The sequence below is a fragment of the Sorangiineae bacterium MSr11954 genome, from assembly GCA_037157815.1.
Lineage (GTDB): Bacteria > Myxococcota_A > Polyangia > Polyangiales > Polyangiaceae > Pendulispora > Pendulispora albinea.
Genome location: CP089984.1, coordinates 10227055 through 10250140 on the forward strand (window position 1 = coordinate 10227055; position 23086 = coordinate 10250140).

23 protein-coding genes are annotated in these 23086 nt (G+C 65.0%); 11 read left to right on the forward strand and 12 right to left on the reverse strand.

Going from position 1 to position 23086, the window contains the following annotated elements; all coding sequences use genetic code 11:
• Together LZC94_39950 and LZC94_39955 are read left to right on the forward strand one after the other, a co-directional pair.
• Positions 1–1239, forward strand: coding sequence for a saccharopine dehydrogenase NADP-binding domain-containing protein (locus tag LZC94_39950; GenBank protein ID WXB13991.1), 1239 nt, complete (start codon positions 1–3; stop codon positions 1237–1239).
• 114 nt (positions 1240–1353) lie between these two features.
• Entirely contained in the window at positions 1354–2106 is a 753-nt protein-coding gene (locus LZC94_39955; GenBank protein WXB13992.1) for an antibiotic biosynthesis monooxygenase, read from the forward strand.
• A gap of 333 nt (positions 2107–2439) precedes the next feature.
• Here LZC94_39955 and LZC94_39960 read toward each other — a convergent pair whose 3' ends face one another.
• Positions 2440–3231, reverse strand: coding sequence for a GNAT family N-acetyltransferase (locus LZC94_39960; GenBank protein WXB13993.1), 792 nt, complete (start codon positions 3229–3231; stop codon positions 2440–2442).
• A 24-nt stretch (positions 3232–3255) separates the two neighbouring features.
• On the opposite strand from LZC94_39960, the gene LZC94_39965 reads away from it, so the two are divergent.
• On the forward strand, positions 3256–4236 hold the full coding sequence (locus LZC94_39965; GenBank protein WXB13994.1) for an alpha/beta fold hydrolase: 981 nt from the start codon (positions 3256–3258) through the stop codon (positions 4234–4236).
• A 109-nt stretch (positions 4237–4345) separates the two neighbouring features.
• Positions 4346–5161 (forward strand): PhnD/SsuA/transferrin family substrate-binding protein, encoded by an 816-nt coding sequence (locus LZC94_39970; GenBank protein WXB13995.1) that lies wholly within the window; start codon positions 4346–4348, stop codon positions 5159–5161.
• A 6-nt stretch (positions 5162–5167) separates the two neighbouring features.
• On the opposite strand, the gene LZC94_39975 is transcribed toward LZC94_39970, so the two are convergent.
• From LZC94_39975 to LZC94_40000, 6 genes are all read right to left on the reverse strand, one after another.
• Positions 5168–6301, reverse strand: a complete 1134-nt coding sequence (locus LZC94_39975) for an STAS domain-containing protein (protein ID WXB13996.1) — start codon at positions 6299–6301, stop codon at positions 5168–5170.
• A complete protein-coding gene (locus tag LZC94_39980) occupies positions 6298–6819 on the reverse strand; it encodes an STAS domain-containing protein (protein ID WXB13997.1) in 522 nt (173 codons plus the stop codon). The genes LZC94_39975 and LZC94_39980 overlap by 4 nt, the downstream gene beginning before the upstream one ends.
• On the reverse strand, positions 6819–7394 hold the full coding sequence (locus LZC94_39985) for a serine/threonine-protein phosphatase (protein ID WXB13998.1): 576 nt from the start codon (positions 7392–7394) through the stop codon (positions 6819–6821). The genes LZC94_39980 and LZC94_39985 overlap by 1 nt, the downstream gene beginning before the upstream one ends.
• The gene (locus LZC94_39990) at positions 7391–7963 is read right to left on the reverse strand and encodes an ATP-binding protein (protein WXB13999.1); all 573 of its coding nucleotides are present in this window, start codon (positions 7961–7963) and stop codon (positions 7391–7393) included. The genes LZC94_39985 and LZC94_39990 overlap by 4 nt, the downstream gene beginning before the upstream one ends.
• A gap of 469 nt (positions 7964–8432) precedes the next feature.
• On the reverse strand, positions 8433–8792 hold the full coding sequence (locus tag LZC94_39995; GenBank protein WXB14000.1) for a hypothetical protein: 360 nt from the start codon (positions 8790–8792) through the stop codon (positions 8433–8435).
• Positions 8793–9021: 229 nt separating this feature from the next.
• The gene (locus tag LZC94_40000) at positions 9022–10317 is read right to left on the reverse strand and encodes a hypothetical protein (protein ID WXB14001.1); all 1296 of its coding nucleotides are present in this window, start codon (positions 10315–10317) and stop codon (positions 9022–9024) included.
• Positions 10318–10324: 7 nt separating this feature from the next.
• On the opposite strand from LZC94_40000, the gene LZC94_40005 reads away from it, so the two are divergent.
• On the forward strand, positions 10325–10570 hold the full coding sequence (locus tag LZC94_40005) for a hypothetical protein (protein ID WXB14002.1): 246 nt from the start codon (positions 10325–10327) through the stop codon (positions 10568–10570).
• Between the two features lie 109 nt (positions 10571–10679).
• Here LZC94_40005 and LZC94_40010 read toward each other — a convergent pair whose 3' ends face one another.
• From LZC94_40010 to LZC94_40020, 3 genes are all read right to left on the reverse strand, one after another.
• Entirely contained in the window at positions 10680–11822 is a 1143-nt protein-coding gene (locus LZC94_40010) for a DUF5050 domain-containing protein (GenBank protein WXB14003.1), read from the reverse strand.
• 44 nt (positions 11823–11866) lie between these two features.
• Positions 11867–12346, reverse strand: coding sequence for a MarR family transcriptional regulator (locus LZC94_40015; protein WXB14004.1), 480 nt, complete (start codon positions 12344–12346; stop codon positions 11867–11869).
• Positions 12347–12463: 117 nt separating this feature from the next.
• Complete coding sequence (locus LZC94_40020; GenBank protein WXB14005.1) at positions 12464–13258, reverse strand: chlorite dismutase family protein; 795 nt, start codon at positions 13256–13258, stop codon at positions 12464–12466.
• 104 nt (positions 13259–13362) lie between these two features.
• Here LZC94_40020 and LZC94_40025 point away from each other — a divergent pair, with 104 nt between their 5' ends.
• From LZC94_40025 to LZC94_40040, 4 genes are all read left to right on the forward strand, one after another.
• Positions 13363–13686: a DUF962 domain-containing protein gene (locus tag LZC94_40025; protein ID WXB14006.1), complete on the forward strand. Its 324-nt coding sequence runs from the start codon at positions 13363–13365 to the stop codon at positions 13684–13686.
• A 117-nt stretch (positions 13687–13803) separates the two neighbouring features.
• Complete coding sequence (locus tag LZC94_40030; GenBank protein ID WXB14007.1) at positions 13804–14661, forward strand: SPFH domain-containing protein; 858 nt, start codon at positions 13804–13806, stop codon at positions 14659–14661.
• Positions 14662–14689: 28 nt separating this feature from the next.
• Entirely contained in the window at positions 14690–15316 is a 627-nt protein-coding gene (locus LZC94_40035; GenBank protein ID WXB14008.1) for a hypothetical protein, read from the forward strand.
• Positions 15317–15647: 331 nt separating this feature from the next.
• Positions 15648–16457 carry a hypothetical protein gene (locus LZC94_40040; GenBank protein WXB14009.1) on the forward strand — a complete coding sequence of 270 codons (810 nt, stop codon included), beginning with the start codon at positions 15648–15650 and terminating at the stop codon, positions 16455–16457.
• Positions 16458–16719: 262 nt separating this feature from the next.
• On the opposite strand, the gene LZC94_40045 is transcribed toward LZC94_40040, so the two are convergent.
• Both LZC94_40045 and LZC94_40050 read right to left on the reverse strand, forming a co-directional pair.
• Entirely contained in the window at positions 16720–17196 is a 477-nt protein-coding gene (locus LZC94_40045) for a type II toxin-antitoxin system HicB family antitoxin (GenBank protein WXB14010.1), read from the reverse strand.
• Positions 17197–17736: 540 nt separating this feature from the next.
• On the reverse strand, positions 17737–21015 hold the full coding sequence (locus tag LZC94_40050) for an acetoacetate--CoA ligase (protein WXB14011.1): 3279 nt from the start codon (positions 21013–21015) through the stop codon (positions 17737–17739).
• A gap of 105 nt (positions 21016–21120) precedes the next feature.
• Here LZC94_40050 and LZC94_40055 point away from each other — a divergent pair, with 105 nt between their 5' ends.
• Together LZC94_40055 and LZC94_40060 are read left to right on the forward strand one after the other, a co-directional pair.
• Positions 21121–22074 (forward strand): SDR family oxidoreductase, encoded by a 954-nt coding sequence (locus LZC94_40055; GenBank protein WXB14012.1) that lies wholly within the window; start codon positions 21121–21123, stop codon positions 22072–22074.
• 126 nt (positions 22075–22200) lie between these two features.
• Entirely contained in the window at positions 22201–23076 is an 876-nt protein-coding gene (locus tag LZC94_40060) for a GNAT family N-acetyltransferase (GenBank protein ID WXB14013.1), read from the forward strand.
• The last annotated feature ends 10 nt before the right edge of the window (positions 23077–23086 follow it).

Sequence of the window (23086 nt, forward strand, 5' to 3'; positions counted from 1 at the left end):
ATGACTCAGAACCGACGCTTCGATCTCGTCCTTTTTGGCGCCACGGGGTTCACGGGCAAGCTCGTGGCCGAATACCTCGCGCGGAGCGCCCCCGACTCGCTCCGATGGGCCATCGCCGGGCGCGATTCGAAGAAGCTCGAAGGGGTCAAAGAGGAGCTCGCGCGCATCCAGCCGAAGCTCGGTAGCATCGACGTGCTGGTGGCCGACTCCAACGATCGGCCCTCGCTCGATGCCGTCGCCCGCGAAGCGCGCGTGATCGCCACCACCGTGGGCCCTTACGTGCGCTACGGGCGCGAGCTCGCGTCGTCGTGCGCGGAGCACGGCACCCACTATGCCGATTTGACGGGCGAGGTCCCCTTCATCCGCGAGAGCATCGATCGCAACCACGAGCGCGCCCAAAAGAGCGGCGCCCGCATCGTGCACAGCTCGGGGTTCGACTCGATCCCCTCCGATCTCGGGGTGTTCACGTTGCACGAGCACTTTGCGGCCAAGAAGCGGAAGCTCACGCGCGCGTCCTTCTTTTGCGAGGCGGTCAAGGGGGGGATGAGCGGGGGCACCATCGCGTCGATGACCACGCTCATGGAGGCCGCGTCGCGCGATCGCGCCTTGCGCCGGCTCATGGCCGACCCGTACGGGCTCGTGCCCGATGCGGAGCGGGGGCCGGACAAAGATCGCCACACCGTTCGCTTCGAGCCGCGCATCGGTAAATGGGTTTGCCCGTTTTTGATGGCCGCCATCAATACGCGGGTGGTGCACCGCTCCAATGCGCTCTTGGGTTATCCCTATGGGCAAGCTTTCCGCTACTCCGAGGAGATGAGCACCGGGAGCGGGCCGGCCGGGTTTGCGCGCGCGACCGCGGTGGCCGGGGGCCTCTTGACCATGATGACCTTCGCCTCCACGCGCATCGGCCGGACCGTGATCAAGCCGTTTCACCCCTCGCCGGGTGAGGGCCCCTCGGCGGAGCAGCGGGAGGCGGGCTTCTTCAAAATCCGCATCATCGGGGAGAGCGACGCGCCCAATGGGAGCCCTCCTCTTCTGGCGGATGCGGAGGTGCACGGGCAGCACGATCCGGGCTACGGCGAAACGGCGATCATGCTCTCCGAGGCCGCCCTCTGCTTGGCCCTCGATCCGCTCGACTCGCCGCGCGGTGTTTTGACGCCGGCCGTGGCCATGGGTACGCGATTGATCGATCGGCTGCGGCGCGCGGGCATGACGTTTCGCGTTACCCCGCGCACGTGAGCGGCGCGCGCCGTTTCATGGAGCCGATGGGGGTCGATCGTGCGAGGCTATGGGATTATGCGAAACGCATGGGCAGCGACCCGACGAGGGTTCCTTTCACTGGCCGCCACGGCCATGGCGACTTCCTTTCTGGGCATGGGCTGCGCGAGCGACCCTCCGCCCGCGGCGACGACGCCGTCCACCTCGGCGTCGAGCGGCAACACCAGCATCACGAAAGCCATGGTGGCCCGCGTCTGGCACGGCCGGACACCGGGCGCCAAATCCGAGGAGTACACGCGCTACCTCGATGAAAACGGGGTGCGCAAAATCCTGGGCATCCCGAACAACCGCGGCTGTCAAATGCTCCGCCGCATCGACGGCGACAACAACGCGGAATTTTTCGTCGTCTCCTATTGGGACAACCGCGAGGACATCAAAAAATTCGCAGGCGACGATATCGAAAAAACGCACAACCTGCCGCGCGATCCCGAGTTCTTGATCGAGCTCGAGCCCAAGGTCCGGCACTTCGACCTCATCGTCGACCAGCTCCCCAAAGGCCAGCCGCGCATCGCGCGCATGTGGCACGGACGAACCCCCGCCGCCAAGGCCGAGGAGTACACGCGCTACACCAAGGAGCAGGGGCTCGCAAAGATCCAATCCATCGAAGGAAACCGCGGAGTCCAACTCTTCCGCCGCCCCGACGGCGAGACCACCGAATACATGGTCGTCTCCTATTGGGACTCGCGCGACGACATCAAAAAATACGCCGGCGCCGACATCGAAAAGGTCCACAGCTTACCGCGCGATCCCGAGTTCTTGATCGAGCTCGAGCCCAAAGTGCGCAACCTCGATCTGGTCGTGCACGAGCGGCGGGCGAGCATGCCTTGACGGGGTGACTCGGAGGTTGAACGAAGAAGAGTCGACCGCCAGGGCGCGAGGAGCCCTGGTGCGCTCGCGGTTTGATCCTCAGAGGTCGGCGCGAAGAAGAGTCAACCGCCAGGGCGCTAGGACCACCAGGGGTTTGGTGATTTTTGATTCTCTCTCTTGGCGCTCTTGGGAGCCCTGGTGCGCTCGCGGTTTGATTCTCAGAGGTCGGCGCGAAGAAGAGTCAACCGCCAGGGCGCTAGGACCACCAGGGGTTTGGTGATCTTTGATTCTCTCTCTTGGCGCTCTTGGTGTCCTGGCGGTTTGATTTCTTCGAGCGTCCTGGCGGTTCGATTTTTAGCCGTAATACGTCGCATAACGAAATGCCGTGTGGAAACCGAGGCGCTCGAGGATGGGGGCCGAGGTTTCCTCGCGGGCGTAGGTGGTGGCGAAGGTGATGTTGCGGGTGCGTGCGTCGTGGAGGCGGGCGGCGATGAGGGCGCGGTACAAGCCGCGGCGGCGAAAGGGGGGGAGGACGATGGCGCCGAGGAGGACCGCGGAGAGGGGGGAGGCGATGTAGCTCGCGGCGCCGGCGGCTCGGCCGTGGTGGCGCGCGAGGAAGAGGCGGTGCGTGCGGTCCGGGTTCGAGAGGAGGGTGCGGTGAAGGTGCTGCAGCGGCCCTTCCTCCACGTTCCAGCCCGTGGCCATCACGCGCGTAAAGGCTTCGATGGTCCGCGGGCCGACCTCCTCGACCGTGGTGCCTTCGTCGTATGCGAAGGTTTCGGCCTCGAAAGGGACGTCGGGATGGCGCGTGCCGGTGAACATGGCGCGGGAAGGCGATTTGACCAGGCCGCGGCGCTCGAGGCGCTCGCCGAGATCGGCCGGCTCGGCGTTGGGGTAGACGGCCCATCGGAATTTGATGCCCAATTGGCGGTATTCGGACACCGCGGTGTCGATGATGGAGTCGGCTTCGGATATTGGGAGCGATGAGCAAATGACTTCGTTGAAGCCACCTTGCCGGAAGGAGGGGGTCACCAGCTGAAACCAACCGGGACGCTCGATGAGACGCAAATCCGGCAGCCGAACCACGCCGCGGCGCGGGCCCTCGAGAATCTCGCGCTGAAGGGACTCCTCCAAAGCATCGAACATCGCGCCTAGTCTATCATGCGCGCCATGTCCCTCTCCGGCCACTACTGGACCATCGCCCCCGTCGTGCATCACGTGGTTCGCCGCCCGAGCGCCCCGCCCGGCAGCGCGCGATGGAGCACGGTCGTCGCCAACGAGGCGTTTGGCGAAGTTCGATTGAGCGGACTTTTGTCGCAGCCCGAGGGCGGGGCCTCGCGCGATCGCGCGCTGCTCATCGTGATTCATGGATTGGGCGGCACCAACGAGAGCCATTACGTGATCCCCGCCGCCCGCGCGGCCCACGCGATCGGCCTCCCGTGCCTGCGCATCAACCTCCGCGGCGTGGCCGGAGGGGCCGACGATTTTTACCACGCCGGTTTGTGGCAAGACGTCGCCGCCGTCGTCGCCAGCCCATCGCTTGCAGAATACACGAATATCTACATCCTCGGTTACTCCATGGGGGGCCATGTGACCCTCCGCTATGCTGCGGCAGAGGTCGACCCGCGGGTGCGCGCGGTGGCTGCGATCTGTGCGCCGCTCGACTTGGACAGCTCGGCGGCGGCCATCGATCGACCCGCGCGCGCGTTGTACCGACACCATGTGCTCGCCGGGCTCAAGGGCATGGTGGCCGGTGTGCTGCGACGAAGGCGGCAGGCGCTGCCCATCTCCTTTACCTCGCTCCTGAGGATAACGACCTTGCGCGAATGGGATCGGCAGGTGGTCGCGCCCCGTCATGGGTTCGCGAGCGCCGAGGACTACTATGCCCGAGTGAGCGCCGGACCGAAGCTCGGGCTGCTCCAACGACCGACCCTGCTCGTGCAATCCGAAGCCGATCCCATGGTGATCCCGGGCACCGTGCGACCCGCGCTCGTGGGCAGCCCCGCGCAGCTCGATGTGCGGTGGATCGATCGCGGAGGACACGTCGGCTTTCCGAGCACCCTCGACCTGGGCGAACGTGCTCCGCGCGGCCTCGAGCGCCAAGTGCTCGCCTGGCTCGTTCGCCATGGGAGCGCGGCGAACGCGACGTAGTCGAACGCTTCCGGTCCGCTCGGTCTGCCTTCGCCGAGGGCCTCGCGACGAGCGGCTCGAAGCGTAGAGGGGAGTAGATCCGATTCGGGACTTCGAGCACCATAGGCGCATGGGCTCCCCGCAACCGAAGCGACTGGTGTTCGCGCTCGCGTGGCAGGGGGGCTCGGAGCCGGTGGCCGAGCGGTTCGGTGAGCTGACCGCGTGGCTCAGCGAGAAGACCGGCTTCTCGATCACGCCGCGCATGGCGCTGTCGTACGTGGAGCTCGAACGCATGGTGCGCTCGGGGCAAGCGCATATCGCGTGGCTGCCGCCGCTCATCTTTTTGCGCCTGGAGCGCGAAGGGCAGATCGTGCACTTGGTCAAGAGCGAGCGCGCTGGTCACGCGTCGTTTCATGCGGCCATGATCGTGCGGACCGACTCGCCGATCCGCTCCTTGGAGATGCTGCGCGGCTCGCGCGCGGCGTGGGTCGATCGATGGAGCGCGTCGGGGTACGTCATCCCGCGCGCCATCTTGATCGCCAAAGGGCTCACCCCGAAGGATCTCTTTCGCGAGGAGCGCTTCTACGGCTCGCACGAGGCCGTGGTCGGCGCCGTGCTCTCGGGGCGCGCGAACCTCGGCGGCACCTACGCGCAGCTGACGGAGAAAGGCACGCTCCTGCGCGGCGCGTGGTCGAACGTCCGCGGCGGCGAGTCGAATGTCCGCGTGCTGATGACGGTGGGGAGCATCCCCGGCGATCTGCTGGCGGCGCACGTCGCGTTGAACGAAGAGGAGCGCCAGGTCCTCACCCAGGCGCTGCTCGCGGTGCCGAAAGATGCGCTGATGGGCAAAATCATGCGGCGCATCTTTGGCGCGGAGAGCTTCCGCGATGGGCCGCTCACCGGCTACGACGTGCTGCGCGGCGCGATCGACGATGGCCCGAAGTGAGCGCGCTCAGTACGCGCCGTCTTGCACCAGCGGGTGCTGCTGCGTGCGCAGCGCATAGCGAAGCGCCGACTCCAGGGTGCTGAAGGACGAGAGCTCCGCCAGATCCAGCTCCAGCCCCACGATGGTCTGCGCCATGTCCGGCGAGATGCCGGAGATCACGCACTGCGTGCCCAAGAGGCGCGCGGCGCGCACCACCTTGAGCAGGTGATCGGCGGCGCTCGTATCCATGGAGTCGACGCCGGTGAGGTCCAGGATCGTAAAGCGCGCCTGCGTCTTCACGATGGCCTCGAGCAAGCTCTCCATCATCTGGTTCGCGCGGGCGTTGTCGACCAAGCCGATGACGGGCAGCGCCAGCACGCCCTCCCAGAGCTGCAGGATCGGCGTGGACATGGCACGGATGGAGTCCTCCTGGCGGCGGATGATCTCCAGCTTGTCGAGCAGCGCCTGCTCGGCCACCTTGCGGTCGTGGACCTCTTGCTGCAGGCGCTCCTCGGCCTGCGTTCGCTCGTGGACCTCTTGCTTCAAGCGATCGACGGCCAGATCCAGATCCGCGCGGCTCGCCTTGTCGGCCGTGATCAGCGCCTCGAGCTGGCCATCGACGGTGCGGTCCGAGGGGCGCACCACGAAGGTGTCCCACTCGTCGCCGCGCGCGATGAACGACGTCTGCTCGGCCCAGCAATTCTCGCCGAAGATGCGCGCCGCGTAGCCGGCGAAGCGGCCGGCCAGCGAGCTCGTTCCCCAACAGACGCCGATCGCCTTTTGGTAGAGACCCTCCCAGCTGTTCTTGACCCGAAAGCGCAGCTCGCGCTTCTCGCGGTTGAGCGAGACGAGCTCCCACTGCCCATGGCCCAGATGCGGGGCGGCGGCGCACACCGCGCGAAGCCCGTCCTCGACATTGGCGGCCGGGGTGACGAAGCGCTCCCACTCGTCGGCGGTCGTGTCCTCGCCCGCGCCGTACAGGGCCAGGTTGAATCGGTCGGTTCCGACCATCTTGTGCAGGCCCGACATGAAGTAGGCCATGGTGGTCTCGGTCCACATGCACATGATGGGGTTGCCCATGATGAGGAAGAGCCCCTCATCGACATCCCACTCGAAATCGAGACCATTGCGAAGATACGTTGGATTCTCTCGATGATTCATGGGCGCGATGCCCCTCCTCGCTTGGCCCGCCCCGCCTGCCCGGACCTACCCGTTTGCCCGGCCAGCTCCGCGAGCGAGACGGGCTCCTCGACCCGGTCCGCGGATGGGAAGCTGCTCATGGCCAATGAAAGCTCGTCTGCGGGAGGACGCAAGGTAACCTTCACACCTAGCATTTCGAGCGCCACCTCCGCGCTCGGGGCCGTGCGCAACGTGCGAAAACGCACCCCCATGGTTTCCAAGGTCTGCGCCGTCTGCGCGTTCATGCCGGAGACCACCGTGGGCGTCCCCATCAAGCGGGCGGCCGATGCCAGGCGCGACAGAACGAAGCACAAATGGCTGTCCAGGGTGAAGACCCCGGTGATGTCGAGCACCAACCCTTCCGTTCGCTGACGGTGGATGATGTCGAGGACCTCGGAGGTGGCGCGTTCCGCCTTCTCATCCCCGATGTCGCCTTGAAAGGTCACGAGAAGCCGATTCCACACTTTCAGAATGGGAATTCCACTCGGTGTAGCAGGCATCAGTCCACCTCCCCTTCGGCGTCGACCACGACGACCGTGGCATCGTCGTGCGCGAGCCCATGACGCATGATGATCTCGCTGCAGGTCTCATTGGGCGAAAGATCGCGGAAGTCGGAGAGCGAAAAATTCTGGGCAACACCATCCGACGTCAAAACGATCCGGTCGGACCTGTTTAGCTTGGACGTGAAGGAACGCAAGCGTCGCAGTCGCACGCCGAGCACCCCCTCGCCGATCACCGAGGGTACCCGTGTCGGTCCACAGTGAAAGAATACGTTGCCGACACCACAGCCCTCGATGGAATCGCCTTCGAGCCGGCAGAGAATGGCGGCCGCACCGCGTGTGCCCGCGAGGCCTTGGTGAAGGACGCGCATCATCGATTCGATCCCATCTTCGAGCGGCGCCGACTCGAGGTTCTGCATGGAGAGGGCGGCCACCTTGGCCGCGCCGCCGCCATGCCCCAGCGCGTCGACGATGCCGATCCACGTGACGCGATCGGACGTGAGCACCACGGGGCTATCGCCGTTCTCCGCTTCCCCGGGGCGCGGCCGGGTGAGCGCGCCGATGGTCCATTTCAAAGCGAGACCTCCACCTCGACGCGCGTGCCGCTCGGCGTGGTCTGAATGTCGAAGGCATCGGAGAGCCGCTTGACCCCCGTGATCCCCTTTCCCAAACCTGTCCGGCTCCGATAACGTCCGGACAGGATCTCCTCCAAGTTGCCGATCCCCGAGCCGCGATCGGTCGCCCGGATCTTGACCTTGGCCCGGGGGACCCGCTCGCTGCTCATCTCGATCTGCCCGCCCGGGGTGTAATTGACGATGTTGCGCGCTAGCTCGCTCACGATGGTGACGATACGCTCCGTCAGCACGGGGCGGGCGCGCATTCGCTCGCACAATAGGCGCGCGTGACCGCGGGCTTCGGCGATATCGCGATCTTGGGAGATGGGGACGATGGTGGGCGTGTTGGGGTGATGGTCGGCGGCCAGCGCATCGAGCTCGCCCCACACCCGGTCCTGCAACGACGGCTCGACGAACAGCTTGATGCCCACTTCGAGCTTTGGATACAGCCCAATCAGGCTCGTTCCGTTGAGCGACTCGGACGTCAGCTTACATTCACGCAAGGCACGCGAGAGGACGCCCTGGGCCATGATGGGCGAAATGTAGCGCGTAAGTATGGCGACAACGCGGTCGTGGATAGTCGTTGAAGGAGGCTCGCGCACAACCATGTCCCGGAATGGAAACGGTGCTCAAGGAGATGAGCACCCGTCCCTCCCGCCGACCGAAAAGGGCAACCCGTCCAAACTTTTACTCTATCGACCCGAGCTTTGACGGATCAACTCTTCCTTCGCCGTCCGATGGATTTTGGTGTGATGCCGTCCGCATCCGCCCGCCATCGGCGCGCGCGCGCCCCATCCTCCCGGGCCCCCTGCCTTGCGCATCACCCCCCGGAACCGAGCACGACTTACATTTACCGACATACCGTCCGAACGGCTACGGCATGGCACCTGCGTTCCGACTGCGGCCCCCTAGCATCGATGTCGATGTCTCCCTGCCGCAGTTCCCGCAACGCCTCCGTACCTGCATGCGTTCCGTGCACCCCGATTGGGCCCCGATGGCTCAATTGGGATAGAGCGCCACCACTTCCTTCGGCGGACGCTCGATGGCACGGACGGGGCTGGTCAACACTTCTTCCTCGGGCTCTGGCTCCCCCGAAATAAAGCAAATCTGTTCGCCGACGTGGGGATCGCCCGGCTCTGAAATGGACGCGATGCCCCCCACCTCTGTAAATCGGATACCGGAGCTGACCCGCTTTCCTACGGCCATGTGCTCGGGGAGGAATCGTCCCGTGCGCAGATCCCGAACGGCGACGCAGATTCCATCACGACAATGGTATTCGCTGTTGTGCGTGACGAAGACGCGATGGCGACGTCGCTCGCGGCCGCTAAATTTCTCGTGTGTATCCGGCTGACTCAACATGCTCACCTCCGTTTCTCCCCCGCGTCCGGCTCGATCGGGGTCTGCCCGTCGAAACCGTTCGTGCCGCCCTCCGTAGGGTGATGAAGCAGATATCGATCCATGCGCAGGAGCTGCTGCGCGGCGCTCGTGCCCGTTCGAGGCCCGTGCAGGCTCGGTGAAGCTGGGTGAAGAACGAGGAACCCAGCTCACCCGTGACGATGTGCCGCGGTGGGGCGAGGGCGCGTGCGCTTCAGCGTCCGTTTGCCGAGGCGCATCGCATGGCGCACGCCAGATCGCTGCCGCAGTGGCATGGATCATTGGGCGCGGGCGCGGGCACCGGAGCCTGCGCCGCCTTGGATCGGCGCGAATGGTGCCGATGCTTGCGGCTCTTGGACTTCATCGCCTTCGAAATGGTCGCCTCGGTCGCCGCGTTGGCCGCGTTGATCTCGGCCTCCGCGGGCGGCGGAGGGACGAGCGGGTCCACGGTGGGAATGGGCTCCGACGCGGGCGCCGGCGGTGCGGGCGCCGCAGGTGGCGCGGCCGCGGGCGCGGCAGGCGCCGACGCGTGCTGCATCGCCATCATGCGCATCGCTTCCTTTTGCGCCGCCCACTTCCAGACGAAACGCAGGCCGATGATGGCGCCGATCGCCAAGACGGCGCCGAACAACGCAAACAGCGCGACCCGCCGCGGGTACGTCGATTTGCGCTGCACGTCGGTGGCCACGGCGACCGCCAACGGCGGATCGCTGTTGGTCCTCGGCTTGACGAGCTGCACGGAGAGCTTCGAGCCGCTCGGCATGAGGCGGTGAAGATCGATGACCCCCGAGTCGTCGTTGGCGTCGAGCACCGGGCCGCTGCCCAAGTCGGGATCCGTGGCGCCCAAGGTCTGTTGAAGCGCCCGCGTGGTCGCCTGCTGCTTGTCGCCCAGCGACTTCAAGGAGAAGAGAACCGACGTGGAGTTCCTCGCCCCCGTCGATGGCGTCGATTCCGGCGCCGAGGGCGCCGCGCGCATGGCCTGCGTGCTCGGCGTGGCCGGGGCGGCTGGGGTGCTCGCTGCAGCGGGCGCATCCTGTGTGCTGGGCGCTGCAGACGTGGTGTCGACTGCCGCCTCCATGCTCGGCGCGGCGGGCGATGGCGTCGCCGGCGCGGTCGTCTGCGCCATAGGCTTGGCCGCCGTGCAAACTCCGGATACGACGAGATCGGGCGATGCGCCCGGCGACATCGGGATCGTCGCCACCACGGCGCTGTTCGGACCGGCAGACTCGGACGATGCGTTCATCGCACCTGCGCCGCCCATCTTGTCGGCGGATCCTGCCGTGCCCGCCGGCATGGATGCGACCACCGCGCTGTTGGAGCGAGGCGCTTCCGGCGGCGCGCTCACGGCAGCTTCGAGGACGGCGTCCAGCGCGGGATCCCGCGGAAACATCGGCGCCGTGGTCTTGCTGTTGAAGGGCGGTTTGTCCGGCTGCACGCTCGGGCGCAGGGCATTCGCCACCTCACGAAGCTCACGGACATCGTGCATGGGCGCCGTATTCTCGAAGCTCATCGCACCCATGCGCGACGTGTCCGATGAAATACGTTCTTGTTTGTCGTTGTCTGCGGGTTCGCCCGACACGAGCAACGATTCGCCGCACATACGGCATCGGATGCGCGCCGAACGGCCGCGCATTCTGTCGTCGCGAATCGAGTACTTCTGCCGGCAGCTATGGCATCGGATGATCATGATCGCCCCGGCGCACACGCAGTGCAAAAAGCGTGTCCGGGTTCCCGACGTGATGAATCCCCGAAAAGAGCGCTGAGGCGGCAACGCCTGCGGCCAATTCGGTGGTACGGCTCCGATCCAAGCGGGAGCGCGAGCGCTCCATGCGCACCCACGCCCCTACCCCTCTTTCTACGTCGAACGCGGGATTACTTGTCCGCTTGGGACAGCGTCCCCTCACCTACATTAATCCAATAGACATGACGATCGTCCACCGCGATTCGCTTGGGGTGCTTCTGCCCGCGGATCAAGGTGACGGCGCTCCCTCCCGCCTTGGGCACCCGGTAGACGCCACCGTCTTCCGAATCGTAGTTGACGAAGAATACCGACTTATCGTCGAGCGCCAGCCCCACGGGGAACGAGAAGCCGCTGGTCAAGGTCTCGGCCTCACCGCCATCGATCTTGATCCGGCGGATGGTCCCCATGTTGTCGCCGGGGCTGTCGGACCAATAAAGGTGATTGCCGTCGCTGACGGCCGCCCACGCATAAACGACTTTGGCCACTTCGCTGCTGGCGCCGCCGCCCACGGGGGCCTTCATCAGCCGGCCGGCCTCCGGCCAATACACGTACTTCGAGTCCGCCGCCACGAAGAGCACCCGCGCCGAACGACCGCCCGACGCGACGCGCACGGGTTTGCCGCCCGCGAGCGGCACGCGCATCACGTCGAGCAACGTTTTGTCGTCGGCCGGTGCAAGATAAAACAGGCTCGCGCCGTCCGTCGCGCCGTTGGTTGCGCCATTCGACGCGCCATTCGACGCGACGGCAGGATCGGCGAGGGCGAGCGCTTTGGGTGCAACCTGCACGGGTGTCGATGGAGCCGAGGTGCCGGCCTTCATCAGCCGATCGCCCACCCCATTGGGCTTGTCGCCGCCCACGGCGAAGAACGACTCTCCTTTAATGACGAGCGGCGTGCCGGCCGCGCGCAGCTTCGACGCGAGGTGCACGGGCTCGGCGCCCGCTCCGGGGTTTGCCTGCGCAGAAAGGTTCACGCGGAGCAGATCGAGGACCTCGTTCTGTTCCTTATCGCCGGACACGGCATCCATAACGAAAGCGGATGATCCGTCCACCGCGAGCCCCTTGGGCTTCTTGAAGCGCGCGAGCACGGTGCGCGCATGCGGCTTTTCCGGTTCGGGCTGGGCCGACGCCGCCGGCCGCGCCGTGGCGGTCACGGAAGCGCTCGACTGCGTTGCCGCCGTGAGCTCTTGCTTCCGTTTCGCCTCGTCGCATCCCAACGCGCTGATCGAAGACAGCGCCACCAACGCGACCAGCGCGTTCGGAGCGACGGTTGCCACGGCTGCCCATGCGCTGGGCAAAGGAGAGCGGGTGCACTCTGGCATCAATCGAATTCCTCTACGTGGAGTGCGGCATCGGTCGCACGCCGGAGAAAGGTCAAAGCTGCATTGAACTCGCGATCACTGAAGGACCCTTCGATGGCTCTTTGTGCGTTCGACCACGCAGGATACGCCCGCGAGATAATACGCTCACCCTTGGGCGTCAGCACCACGGGCCTCACGCGGCCATCTCTACCGCGGCTTTGCCGCACGAAACCTTCTTTCATCAACCAAGCCACGTTGCGCGAGAGTGAGGATGCATCGAGAACCAATGTATCTGCAAGCACGCTCATTGACGCCGGTCCCAAATTCTTCAATGCGACCAGGATCGCCAATTGGGTGGCCTTGATGCCGAACGGTTGAAGCAATGCGTCGTAATGCGATGTTACCGCTCGCGCGGCGCGTCGCAGATTGAAGCAGGCGCAAAGCGTCTCCATTTCCTTGTACTGCTCTTGGCTCAGACCGAGATTATTCATAGCTGGCATGACGCGCAGCTTACCTGTCTACGACCTACGTGTCAGCGTGGTAAGGCGCTACATGTCGAGCTCACACCGTAGCGATTCGTGGTCGGAATCACGCGACCGACCGTGAGTGCGGCGGCGCTAACCTTCGCTCCGTTCGGTCGCATAACCGACGAAGAACGGACCCATCTTTGCGATGAACTCCGATGTTTGCCTCGTCTTCCGCATCGCTTGTACGAGATGCGAAAGGGGATGTAGCTCGGGGCCGACGAGCCCGATGACGAACTCGTTGTCTTGTGCGTCGAGACCGTGACAAGCGAGCCGGATATCGTGCGCGAGCTCCTGCGCGCCGTACGCCATACCGATCTGCGCGTGCTCGCGGAGGATGTGACTTTGATCGATCGGCTCGAGACGAGCAAAAGCCCCACTACGACGTAGCGGGTACCACACGTGCCAGGGATAGGCCTCGCTTAATACATTTTTAACGGGGCGCTCCAAGAGGGCAAAGGCGAGTTCGGGTTCGTGACCGGTGCTGTAGCTTCGCCCGATCATGGCCATATCGGATCGGAGCAACACGTTTTCCAACGGGCTTTCTGCAAATAGAGGACGTACTTCGCGTATGAACCTTTCGGGGTCCTCCCCCCATGAGAGGAGCCCGATCCCACGTGGGCTCATCGTGTCGGCGTAAACCACGCCGGGGATCTTTCGCGACCGGAGCAGCTTGCCAAGCTCGGCGATGGTTCGGTGGGCCTGGGCCGCCACCGGCACGTCGAAGACCAGCAGCTGCATGAAGAGGCGGCGGTTCATGCTCTGCCGCACCCCCTCCTTCTTACCGCCATACTCGTTGACGTCGATCCGGGGAAGTCCGGGCTGCTTGGCATCCTCGGAGGGCTTGGACTCCGTATTTTCGGCGGGCTTCGTGGTGCTCGTGCTCATGTCCGCGAAGAATGCTGTGCGCGCGCGCCGGCGGCAAGAGCCGGCGGCGAAGGGCGCGCCTTCTAGCGGATGAAAATGACCAAGGAAATTGATACGGTGCGCCCATGCAGCTCAATCGCGAATGGTCGGAGCTTTTGGAGAGCTACAAGGGCGATCACCAACACCCGAAAAATCAAGCGTGCCACGCCATCGGCATTCCGATGATCGCGGCATCCATCCCCATCGGCGCGACCGTGATCGGTCTCCCGCTGGCCGCCGGTTTGTTCACCGTGGGGTGGGGATTCCAGTTTGCCGGCCATGTGTTCGAGGGAAAGAAACCGTCGTTCGTCGACGACAAACGGAACTTGCTGGTGGGCCTCCTCTGGTGGTCGGAGAAGGTCGGGTTGCTCGAACTGCAGAGCACCCCAAACGCGCCTCGGGCTAGCTAAGCCGCAACCTTGCAGGCGTGGCGGGGTTCGCGGTGCCGGCGGACGGACGCGCGCCGGGGCCCCACGCAACCGCGTCGATTTCCCGTCGGTCCGAGGGAAAGAGCTCATACTTCCCGTATGGAGCTCATCGCCCTCCTGATGTTGGCACCGATCGTGGGCCTCTACCTCGTGTCCGGGCTCCGTCAGATTCACCAGTGGGAGGCGCCGCTCAAGTTCACGGTGGGCCGCTACGCGGGGCGGCTCGAGCCTGGGCTCACGTGGATCATTCCGGGCGTGCAGCGGATCATCCGCGTGGATACGCGCATTCGCAACAAGGACTTGTTCCAGCAGCAGGTCATCACGGCCGACAACGTGACGGCGTCGATCGACGCGGTGATTTACTACAAAGTCATCGACCCCGAAAAGGCGGTCCTCAACGTGCAGGACTACGATCACGCCGTGCGCGATCGCGCCAAGGTGGTGCTCCGCGATATCGTGGGCGAGACGCGGCTCGACGATCTGCTCGCGCACCGCGAGGAGATCGCCCTCAAGGTGCGCAAGGCGGTGGAGCAGTTCGTCTCGCAGTGGGGCCTGCACGTGGAGGCGATCGCGATGCAGGACATCCAGCTCCCGCAACAGATGCAGGAGGTGATCGCGCGGGTGGCCATCGCGGAGCGCGATCGGCAGTACGTGGTCATCAAGAGCCGCGCCGACGTGGAGAGCGCCAAGAACTTCGCGCAGGCCGCCGAGATCCTGGCGTCGTCGCCCGGAGCGATGGAGCTGCGCAGGCTGGAGGCATTGCAGAACATGTCGGGCCGCACGAGCCGCGTCATCTTCGATCTCGCGAAGCCGTACGAGACGTCGCGCACGCGCGTGGCGGCCACCGCGATGGCGCTGGGCGAGGGCCAGGCGCCCCACGGCGAAGAAGACGAGGCGGGCCAAGAAGAGGTCGCAGCTCCGAGCCACGAATCGCAAGCACGCCGCGCGGCGCGCTGATCGCGAATGGGGACCGGCCAAGACGGAAATGACGGCACCGCCCGCACCTCCTTCCTTTCCTTCCTCGATCGAAGCTCCGGAGCTGCGCCGGCTCGCGCTGGCCTCCGCGGCGGCCTTGGACGATGGAACGGTCGAGCAAGCGCTTCGAAGCGGGACGATTTGGATTCGTCACACCATCGCTACTTGGGAGTCGAGCGAAGGTACGACATTGGGCCACTTAGTAGGATTGTCCCTCGATGCTGCGCTTTTGGCCCGTATTGCTCCGGAGCCACCGGTGGTAGACGCACTTACCGTGGCTATCGCCGAGGCCATCGCGCAGAGGCCTCTCGAGAGCCTGCGGGAGCTTCGAATCCACTGGGATGGCGCCATCCGCAGCGAGGGTCCCTACCGGGGCGACGCGCTGCGCACGGGGCTCGCGGAAGCGCTCGACGCGTATCTGAAGGAGCGCGGAGAAGAAAATGCCGCTCGCGCCTTGGGCTCCGCAAAATTCGATATCGTATCCCGACTATCCGACATCGTCGCCACCGTCCACGTGCCGCGCGAGGTCGTTGCACGGGAGCATGATTTTCGCGAAATCACCGATGCTTTCCGCTTTCTTCTGGCGGGGCCCGAGGGGACGCGCGTGCGTACTCACATCCGCATTGGGCGCCCGTAGCGTTACGCGATCAGCAGACGATCTTTCGTAATCGAAACGGAGCCGCGGGGCGCGCCGGTGGTCACTCGCGGATCCTCCTCGTATCGATCGCGAGGGAAAAACAGGCTGGATCGCGCGGCGCGCGGGCTCAGTGTCATTTCGGCACATGGTCACTGAATCGCTCGTGCTCCCCTATAACAACTTTCAGAAACCCACCGAGGGGGGGTCGCATCGTAATGCCCGGGTGTCGCGCTTCGAGTGCTGCGACGCCGAGTGAAGTCATCAAGGGGGTTTGATAAATATGAATAAAGATCTCTCTTTCTCCGCGAAGCATGTTTTCTTCGCTGGATCCATGCTCGGTCTTCTTGCTGCCGGCTGCGCGGCAGGCCCCGATTCTTCGACCGGTGACGGCACGGACAACCTGACGGGCGACAGCGCGAACCACTGCGATCACTGCCCGCCGCCTCCTCCTCCGCCGCCCCCCGCGGGCTGCAAGTACGTCGGCAACTCGCGCGTGGTGGACGTGCACCTGCTCGCGGGCCTCCGTATCCCCTTGCTCGACGTGGGCAAGTTCCTCGAGCCGAACGGCATTCACGTTCCCTTCAGTGATGCCTCGATCGGTCCCTCCGGCGGTCACGCCAAAGCCGATCTGCTCGACCTCCAAATTCCGAACCTGCTGCGCGCACGCGTCCTCGAGGCCACGGCCGATGGGGCGGACTGCAAGGCGGCAGCGGTGGCCGAAGTCGCCAACGTCGAAGTGGGCCTCAGCAAGTTGAAGCTCCTCAACGGGACCTCCCTGGAAATCGTGAACCAGCTGCTCGCCGATCTGGGCGTGCAGGCCGATATCCAAGCCGACGTCCTCAAGGCCTCGGCGAGCGCGTCCTGCAAGGACGGCAAGCCCGTCCTCTCGGGCGACACCATCGTCGCGAAGCTGCGCATCGGCAACAACAACATTCTCAACATCGTTCCCGGTAAAGCGAATCAGAAGATCGAGCTGCTCGGCGAGGGCCTCGGTCACGGTATCTACATCGCCATCAACGAACAAATCGTGGAGAGCAAGGGCAACAGCGGTAAGATTCAGGTCAACGCGCTCCACGTGAACGTGCTCGACTTGGCCGACGTGGTGGTCTCGGCGGCCGAGGCGGGCATCACCTGCCAGTAAACACCGACTCGTCCCCGTCATAACGGACTTCATTCGCGGCGCTCGACGCGTGGCGGATGAAGTCCAAGTGGCGACTCGTTGCGTGCCGCGATCCGGAGGGGTTGCGGCACGTGGTGTTTTGTCTTTGTGCTCGGAGGGCCGACTCCGAAGGCCGAGTCCGAGCTTATGCCTAGCGATTTCGCGCCGCGCTGATCCTGATGCTCGAGATTCTTGAGACGCTCACAGTGATGGTTCCGCCACTTGTCCCCAGAGTCGTGCGACATCAGCGATGGGCGTGTGGAGCCACTTTCCGTCCGCGTGTGGAATATCCCGCCCGAGGCGAGCGAGTCGCGCGCGGCTCAGCACCCGTTTTCGCTGATGTAACCTGCCTGACTCGCTCGCGCGACAGCCCCAGAAGCTCGCCTGCGTCCCGCAGACTGAGCTTGACTTCCTTCGTGAGCATGAGCGCGGCTTCGCGCTGGGCCTGGCGTAGTCGTTCCTGCTCATTGAACGTTCGAACCACTTGCTCGGCTAGATCATCGAGCGCTTTCCTTGCCCGGACTGACAACGACACCTTATCGACGAGCTTTGCCGTATCGGCGTGTTCGTCGAAGAGGGATAGCGCTTCACGGATTCGCTCGCGTGCTTGCTCGATCGTTCGCCCCTGGGTGTGGCAGCCCGGAACGCCGACAACAGACGCCACCCACCATCCGCGTTCGTCTAAATCGTAGCGAACCTTGTACGTTTTGCTCTTCTTCATCTCAACGCCTCTCTTTCGAGCCATCCTTTACCGAAGCAAGCCTCGAGCTGCCGCTCAATCGCCCGGAGCAACCCAGGTCCAAGGTCCTCTCCCTTGTGTATGGGGACGACCGTAACGCACTTTCCACATTGGATTTTGAGATGCGACCCACGCTGACTCACTTCGACGCACTCGAGGCGACGTAGAATTCGGCGAAGCTCGCGCGCGGTCATGGCATTCAACGTATCGGCCTCCCGAAAAGTGTCAAGTCGACCTTGACAGATGACAATCCGATGGCCGGATGCTCGATGGTCACGCCAGCCTGCGCCAGGGGCCGTTCTTCGTGGCAGGCGCTCCGTCCTCGAGAAGTCGAGATGGGCCGATCAGCGTGCGGCGGCGTCAGGAGGGCTCACCGAGCCCCGGGCAGGCGCGAGCGATGCACGGTCGTTGTCGACGAACGGCAGTGCGCTTGCGCGTGCCTTCTCGTCGGTTATGACGGCTCGGTGGCCTGCTTGTCCGGTCCTCGACCGAGATGTTCTATGGATGACCTAGCGAAACCAATTACGACTGATCGGCGCGGGCGAGGCACTCGCGGAGGATCCGTGCAAGACCCTGGACGTGGGGTTGCTCGAGCATCGATAGGTGGCTGCCAGGTACTTTGTGCACGTCGGTGCCGCCGCGGGCGAGGTTGCGCCAGCCGAGACGGGCGTCGAGCTCGGGGGAGAGGCCGGACTGCGAGGTGCGCTCTGCCAGAAAAAGAGTGACGCGGCCGGGGTATGGGGCGTGCGGGCCTCGGCTGTAGGTGTCGATGATTGCGCGGTTCTTGCGGTCGACTTCGTCGAAGATGGAGCTGGGCTCGGCGGTCTCGGCCACGGGTTCGGTGGGGCGGGCGAGTTTGCGCTGGACCTTGTGGGCGACGACGTCGGCGGTGTCGTTGAGGTAGGAGACGATGCCGCCTACGGGGAGACCGCAGAGGTTGCGGAAATGGTGGCGGGCGCGTTGGGCGACTGCCGTGACCTGCTGGAGGCTCGAGAGGGTGCCCGGGACCGCCGTGTCGAAGATGCCGAGTAGGGCGACCTTTTCGCCTTGGCGGTGGAGCTGATTGGCAATTTCGTAGGCCATCCAGGAGCCGAGGGAGAATCCGAAAAGGATATAAGGGCCGTGCGGCTGCTTCTGGCGAATGGCCTCGATGTAGTCGCGGGCCATGCTCGGGAGATCGTCCTTCGAACCGTCGAGGCGGAGCTCGGCCTCGAGGCCGTAAACAGGTCGGTCTGGGCCGAGCAACAATGAAACTTCGCGGAAGGCGAGGACGCTCAGGCCGCCGCCGCCCGGGAGCCAATAGACGGGGCGCAGTCGGCCCTTTGGCTGAATGGCGATCAGGCTCGAGCGATGGGATGCGCCGCGCTGAAGGAGCGCCACCATGCCGCGCACCGTGCCGGCCTCGAGCAGGCTGGACATGGGGAGCCGGCGGCCGAACTCTTTTTCGACGCGCGCGAGCAGGGTTACGGCCATCAGCGAATGACCGCCCATTTCGAAGAAGTTGTCGTCGGGGCCCACGGGAGCACCCAACACGGTCGCCCAGATATCGCTCAGACGCGCTTGCAGCGCTTCGGCCGGCTCGCCGAAGACGTAACGGGAGACGACGATTTCGCTCGGAGTCAAAAGAGGGGACGCGGCCTCGGCCGCCGTTTCGAGGTGAACGGCGGGGTGATCGTGCAGCGCTCGGAGGCACTCGGGGTTGCGCAGCGCCGAGACGTTGATGACCGGGCGGCCGTTGATGGCGTCGCGCACCGCGCGGTCCGAGCGCTTTCCGCTGTGGGTCGTGGGGAGCTCGTCCACTTCGGCGATGACCGATGGGGCGTGCGCCGTGGAGCATTGCTCGGAGAGCTGCTTGCGAATGTGCCGGACCAGCGATGAGTCGAGACGGTGGCCCTCGCGAAGCACCACGACCAGGACCAGACGGCTCCCGCCTGGCTCGCTCGGCGCGGCTTGTTCGACGGCCACCGCGTCGGCGACTTCGGGGATGCTCGCGAGCACATGGTAAATTTCGGCAGGTCCGATGCGAATGCCGCGAATGTTCATGACCCCGTCCGAGCGACCGTGGATGCGTCCCGTACCCCGAGCGGTCAATTCGAGCAGATCTCCGTGCGTCCATACACCCGGATTTTGACGGAAATACGCGTCGTGGAAGCGGGTGCCGTCGCCGTCGCCGAAGAGCCCCAGCGGGCGCGATGGAAACGGATTTTGGCATATCAGCTCGCCGAATGTGGTGCAATCTTCCGCCTTGCCGGCCGCGGCGCGCATTCCGATGGCGCGCACGTCGAGGCCCAGGCTCTTGGACTGCAGCTCCCCTTCGTAGACGGGGAGGTGCGGGTGCCCGAGTAGAAAGCAACCGATGATATCGGTGCCACCCGATATCGACTGAAGCGGGACCGCCTTGATCGCGTCGTGGGCCCAGCGGAAGAAGGAGTCGGGGAGGACGGAGCCGGTCGACAGGATGGCCCGCAAAGCCCGAAGATCGTAGGCGCCGCGCGGGACGATGCCGGCGTCGCGCGTGTATTGCAAATATCCCGGGCTGGTGCCGAAGACGGTGACCCGCTCGCGCTCCACCAATTGCCAGATGGAGTCGGCCTCCGGATAGGATACGGAGCCGTCGTAAACGACGATATGCGCTCCGCTGGCCAGCGCGGACAATTGCCAGTTGTACATCATCCATCCACACGTGGTGTGGAAGTACAGGGTGTCGCCCGGCCTCAAGTCGGTGTGCAGCCTGTGCTCTTTGACGTGCTCGACCAAGGTGCCGCCCGCGCCGTGGACGATGCACTTGGGCCTGCCGGTGGTGCCGGAGGAGAAGAGGATGTAGAGCGGATGGTTGAAGGGGAATCGCGGCAGCTCGTCGAGGGTGGTAAACGCTTGCTCGCGGCCTCCCTCGTCGAAGAGCGCTCGGAGCGAGAGCGCCGCCACGTCGCGGCCGGCAGGGATGGGCGGGTTCTCTTTGCCGCGCAGACGAACCACGTTCTCGAGGGTCGGCAGCTCCCGAACGAGCTCGCCGATTTTGTCGAGCACGACGCGCTCGTAGCCGTGGTGCACATAGCTTCCGTGAAAGAAGAGCCACGTGGGTGACAACTGATTGAAGCGCTCCACCATCGAAGGCAGACCCAAATCGGGCGCGATGGACGACCAAACCGCCCCCAGGGCCGCGGTCGCCAGGCAGGCCACGGCGGCTTCGGCGGTGTTCGAGACGACCGCCACCACCCGATCGCCGCTGCGAAGACCTCGGCGGTGAAGGGCCGATGCCAGCCGGAGCACGCGCTCGGTGAGCTCCCCGCGCGACCATGAAATGCGCTCACCGCGCTCGTTGCATGCGGTGAGCGCCGGCTGCGCGAGCTCTTCTTCGGTGTGCGCCGCCAGGAGGTTCTGCACGAAGCTCAAACGCAACTTGGGAAAGAACACGGCGGTCTCGCACACGTTCCCGGCGCAGACGGGCTCGTAGGAGCCCTCGACCTCGAGCCCCGACCACTCGAGGAAGAGGCGCCAGAAGAGCCGGTAGTCCTCCACGGAAAATTGGTGGAACGCGGCTGCGTCATCGAAGGCGAAGCCGGTGGTCTCCTCGCAAAAGCAAACGAAGTCCGTCATTTGCGACTGGGCCACCGCCACCGTCTTGGGGACGAAGATCGGTGTAGGCCCGTGCACGACCTCGTCGCCAGCGGGCGGCTCGGGGGAGCGGTTGCCCCAGTGACGGCGCGCGCGTGTGGTCGCGGTACCCGACTTCGGCTGGTAATCGAGGATACCAAGAGGAAACGTCGCGCTCGCGTAGGCTCCGCCGTCGTCGGGCTTCATATCGTTCTTCGATGCTGCACCGGCTTTGGAGTTTGTGTGCAGACCTCGAGTTTGTCCGTAGTGGACCCGGCGGGCGTGTTAGTCGTGGAGTGCGGAGGTCTCGAAATGATTGCGCTAGTCACCGGAGGCGCAGGTTTCATCGGTTCACATATCGCAGAGCACCTCGTGGCCGCGGGGCACCGCGTGCGGGTGTTCGATAATTTTTCAGCAGGCAAGCGCGCGAACTTGAGCGGCATAGCCGGAGGACAGCTCGAAGTCATCGAGGCCGACGTTCGCGATGCGCCGCGGCTCGAGTACCATATGGCCGGCTGCGACGTGGTGTTTCATCAGGCGGCCGTGGTCTCCGTCCCCTACTCGGTCGAGCACCCGCAGGAGACGCACGATGTGAATTTGCAAGGGACGATGAACGTGCTCTTCGCGGCCAAGCGCCAGGGGGTCAAGCGCATCGTCTTCGCGGGATCGGCCGCGGTCTACGGGGAAGATCCCGAGCTCCCCAAGCGCGAGACCATGCGCGAAAGTCCCATATCGCCTTATGGCGTCGAGAAGCTCGCCAGTGAGTTGTACCTTCGCACGTACGAAAAGCTCCATGGCGTGGAGTCGGTCACCCTTCGCTACTTCAATGTCTTCGGCCCCCGGCAAGATCCGCGCTCACCTTACAGCGGTGTGATCAGCATTCTCGTCGATCGCGCACTGCGCAACGAAGCCCCGACCCTCTTCGGGGACGGCAACCAGTCGCGCGACTTCGTCTTCGTGCGCGACGTGGTGCAGGCGAACCTGCTGGCGGCCACCGTGCCCGGGGTTTCAGGCCGCGTTTACAACGTGGGGGGCGGACGGCGCACCACCCTCAACGAGTTGGTCGCCATGCTGGGGCGCGTCGTGGGCCGCACCATCACCCCCCATCACGGTCCGCCGCGCGCGGGCGATATTCGCGACTCGCTGGCCGATATCGGCCGGGCCCGCACGGAGCTCGGATACGAGCCGCGGGTGACGGTCGAAGAAGGTCTGGCCGAGCTCGTTGCGCACGTGCAAAGCACACGGGAAACCGAAGGTAAACCCTAATGTTCCGACATCGGACCCGGGTTTTTCCGACCTCTTGTAAGCTTGAGGTACGGTTTGGGACGGATTTGGCCTATCCTTCATGAGCCTCGGGCCAAGCCCGGGAGGCGCAACAGGACGCGATTGTGAATGGCATCTGTAGGTCCACGAAGCGAGCTGGTTGAACGGCTGGACAACGGAGAGGTCGCGCGGCGCGCGGCCCTAGGCATCTTGCCACCTCGTTGGAAGATGCTCGTCTCCGAAGAGGGGGTGCTCACCCTCGGCGCCGAGGAGCTCCTCATCGAAAAGGGAGAACCGCAGGTGGGACAAGCCGTTTGCCTGCTCTCGGGGCACCGGATCGCGTTCCGCCGGCTGCTCTCGCGCGACGACCGCGGGATGCTGCTTCGCGCCGACGTCGCCCCCTTCGAGGATCACTGGAGGGACGGCGTCGTGGGGTGCGTCCACCCGCGGGCCATCGATCGCGCGGCGGCCATCAATCCCGTGCATTTTACACGTACCAGCTGGGTCGCGGCGGTGGCTTCGGCGCACCTTCGCTCGGTGCGCCGGAGGCTCAAGAAGCAGCCCCGCCAGCCGTCTCTGACCACGCGCTTGCTCGCGGAGTCGGATTGGCCGCGGGTGCGCGAGTTCTGGAACGAGTCGTGCGGGCGCGAGCTGCCCGTGCAGGCGAACCCGAATCAACACGTGGTCGGGCTCTTCGATGGCAGCACCCTGGCGGGCGTCAACATTCACCTGGGGTTCGGCTCGACCGCGTACTCCGCCTTCACCCTCGTGCACCGGAGCTACCGCGGGTGCGGCGGGGGAAAGCAGATGATCGAGCACGCGGTGGCCATCTCGCGCGAGCGCAAGTTCGACAGCATCTACGTGAACATCAACGTGCGCAACCTGCCCTCGATCGCCGCCTACCGCAGCGCAGGCTTTCGCCCGACCCGCTGGTGGTCGGACGACGCGGATCCTCTCGCGTCGGCCGAGCGTCAGCAGATGGTGTTCGAGCTCGACCTCAGGTAGGCGCCGGCGC

Coding starts and splice junctions, on each gene's coding strand:
- LZC94_40035 (WXB14008.1), top strand. CDS start 14,690: ATGACGGCACCGCCCGCACCTCCTTCCTTTCCTTCCTCGATCGAAGCT.
- LZC94_39975 (WXB13996.1), bottom strand. CDS start 6,301: ATGAATCATCGAGAGAATCCAACGTATCTTCGCAATGGTCTCGATTTC.
- LZC94_39995 (WXB14000.1), bottom strand. CDS start 8,792: ATGTTGAGTCAGCCGGATACACACGAGAAATTTAGCGGCCGCGAGCGA.
- LZC94_40050 (WXB14011.1), bottom strand. CDS start 21,015: ATGAAGCCCGACGACGGCGGAGCCTACGCGAGCGCGACGTTTCCTCTT.
- LZC94_40000 (WXB14001.1), bottom strand. CDS start 10,317: ATGAGCTTCGAGAATACGGCGCCCATGCACGATGTCCGTGAGCTTCGT.
- LZC94_39990 (WXB13999.1), bottom strand. CDS start 7,963: ATGGCCCAGGGCGTCCTCTCGCGTGCCTTGCGTGAATGTAAGCTGACG.
- LZC94_40045 (WXB14010.1), bottom strand. CDS start 17,196: ATGAAGAAGAGCAAAACGTACAAGGTTCGCTACGATTTAGACGAACGC.
- LZC94_40030 (WXB14007.1), top strand. CDS start 13,804: ATGGAGCTCATCGCCCTCCTGATGTTGGCACCGATCGTGGGCCTCTAC.
- LZC94_39980 (WXB13997.1), bottom strand. CDS start 6,819: ATGCCTGCTACACCGAGTGGAATTCCCATTCTGAAAGTGTGGAATCGG.
- LZC94_39970 (WXB13995.1), top strand. CDS start 4,346: ATGGGCTCCCCGCAACCGAAGCGACTGGTGTTCGCGCTCGCGTGGCAG.
- LZC94_40060 (WXB14013.1), top strand. CDS start 22,201: ATGGCATCTGTAGGTCCACGAAGCGAGCTGGTTGAACGGCTGGACAAC.
- LZC94_40025 (WXB14006.1), top strand. CDS start 13,363: ATGCAGCTCAATCGCGAATGGTCGGAGCTTTTGGAGAGCTACAAGGGC.
- LZC94_40015 (WXB14004.1), bottom strand. CDS start 12,346: ATGCCAGCTATGAATAATCTCGGTCTGAGCCAAGAGCAGTACAAGGAA.
- LZC94_39965 (WXB13994.1), top strand. CDS start 3,256: ATGTCCCTCTCCGGCCACTACTGGACCATCGCCCCCGTCGTGCATCAC.
- LZC94_40040 (WXB14009.1), top strand. CDS start 15,648: ATGCTCGGTCTTCTTGCTGCCGGCTGCGCGGCAGGCCCCGATTCTTCG.
- LZC94_39950 (WXB13991.1), top strand. CDS start 1: ATGACTCAGAACCGACGCTTCGATCTCGTCCTTTTTGGCGCCACGGGG.
- LZC94_39960 (WXB13993.1), bottom strand. CDS start 3,231: ATGTTCGATGCTTTGGAGGAGTCCCTTCAGCGCGAGATTCTCGAGGGC.
- LZC94_40020 (WXB14005.1), bottom strand. CDS start 13,258: ATGAGCACGAGCACCACGAAGCCCGCCGAAAATACGGAGTCCAAGCCC.
- LZC94_40005 (WXB14002.1), top strand. CDS start 10,325: ATGCGCGACGTGTCCGATGAAATACGTTCTTGTTTGTCGTTGTCTGCG.
- LZC94_40055 (WXB14012.1), top strand. CDS start 21,121: ATGATTGCGCTAGTCACCGGAGGCGCAGGTTTCATCGGTTCACATATC.
- LZC94_39955 (WXB13992.1), top strand. CDS start 1,354: ATGGCGACTTCCTTTCTGGGCATGGGCTGCGCGAGCGACCCTCCGCCC.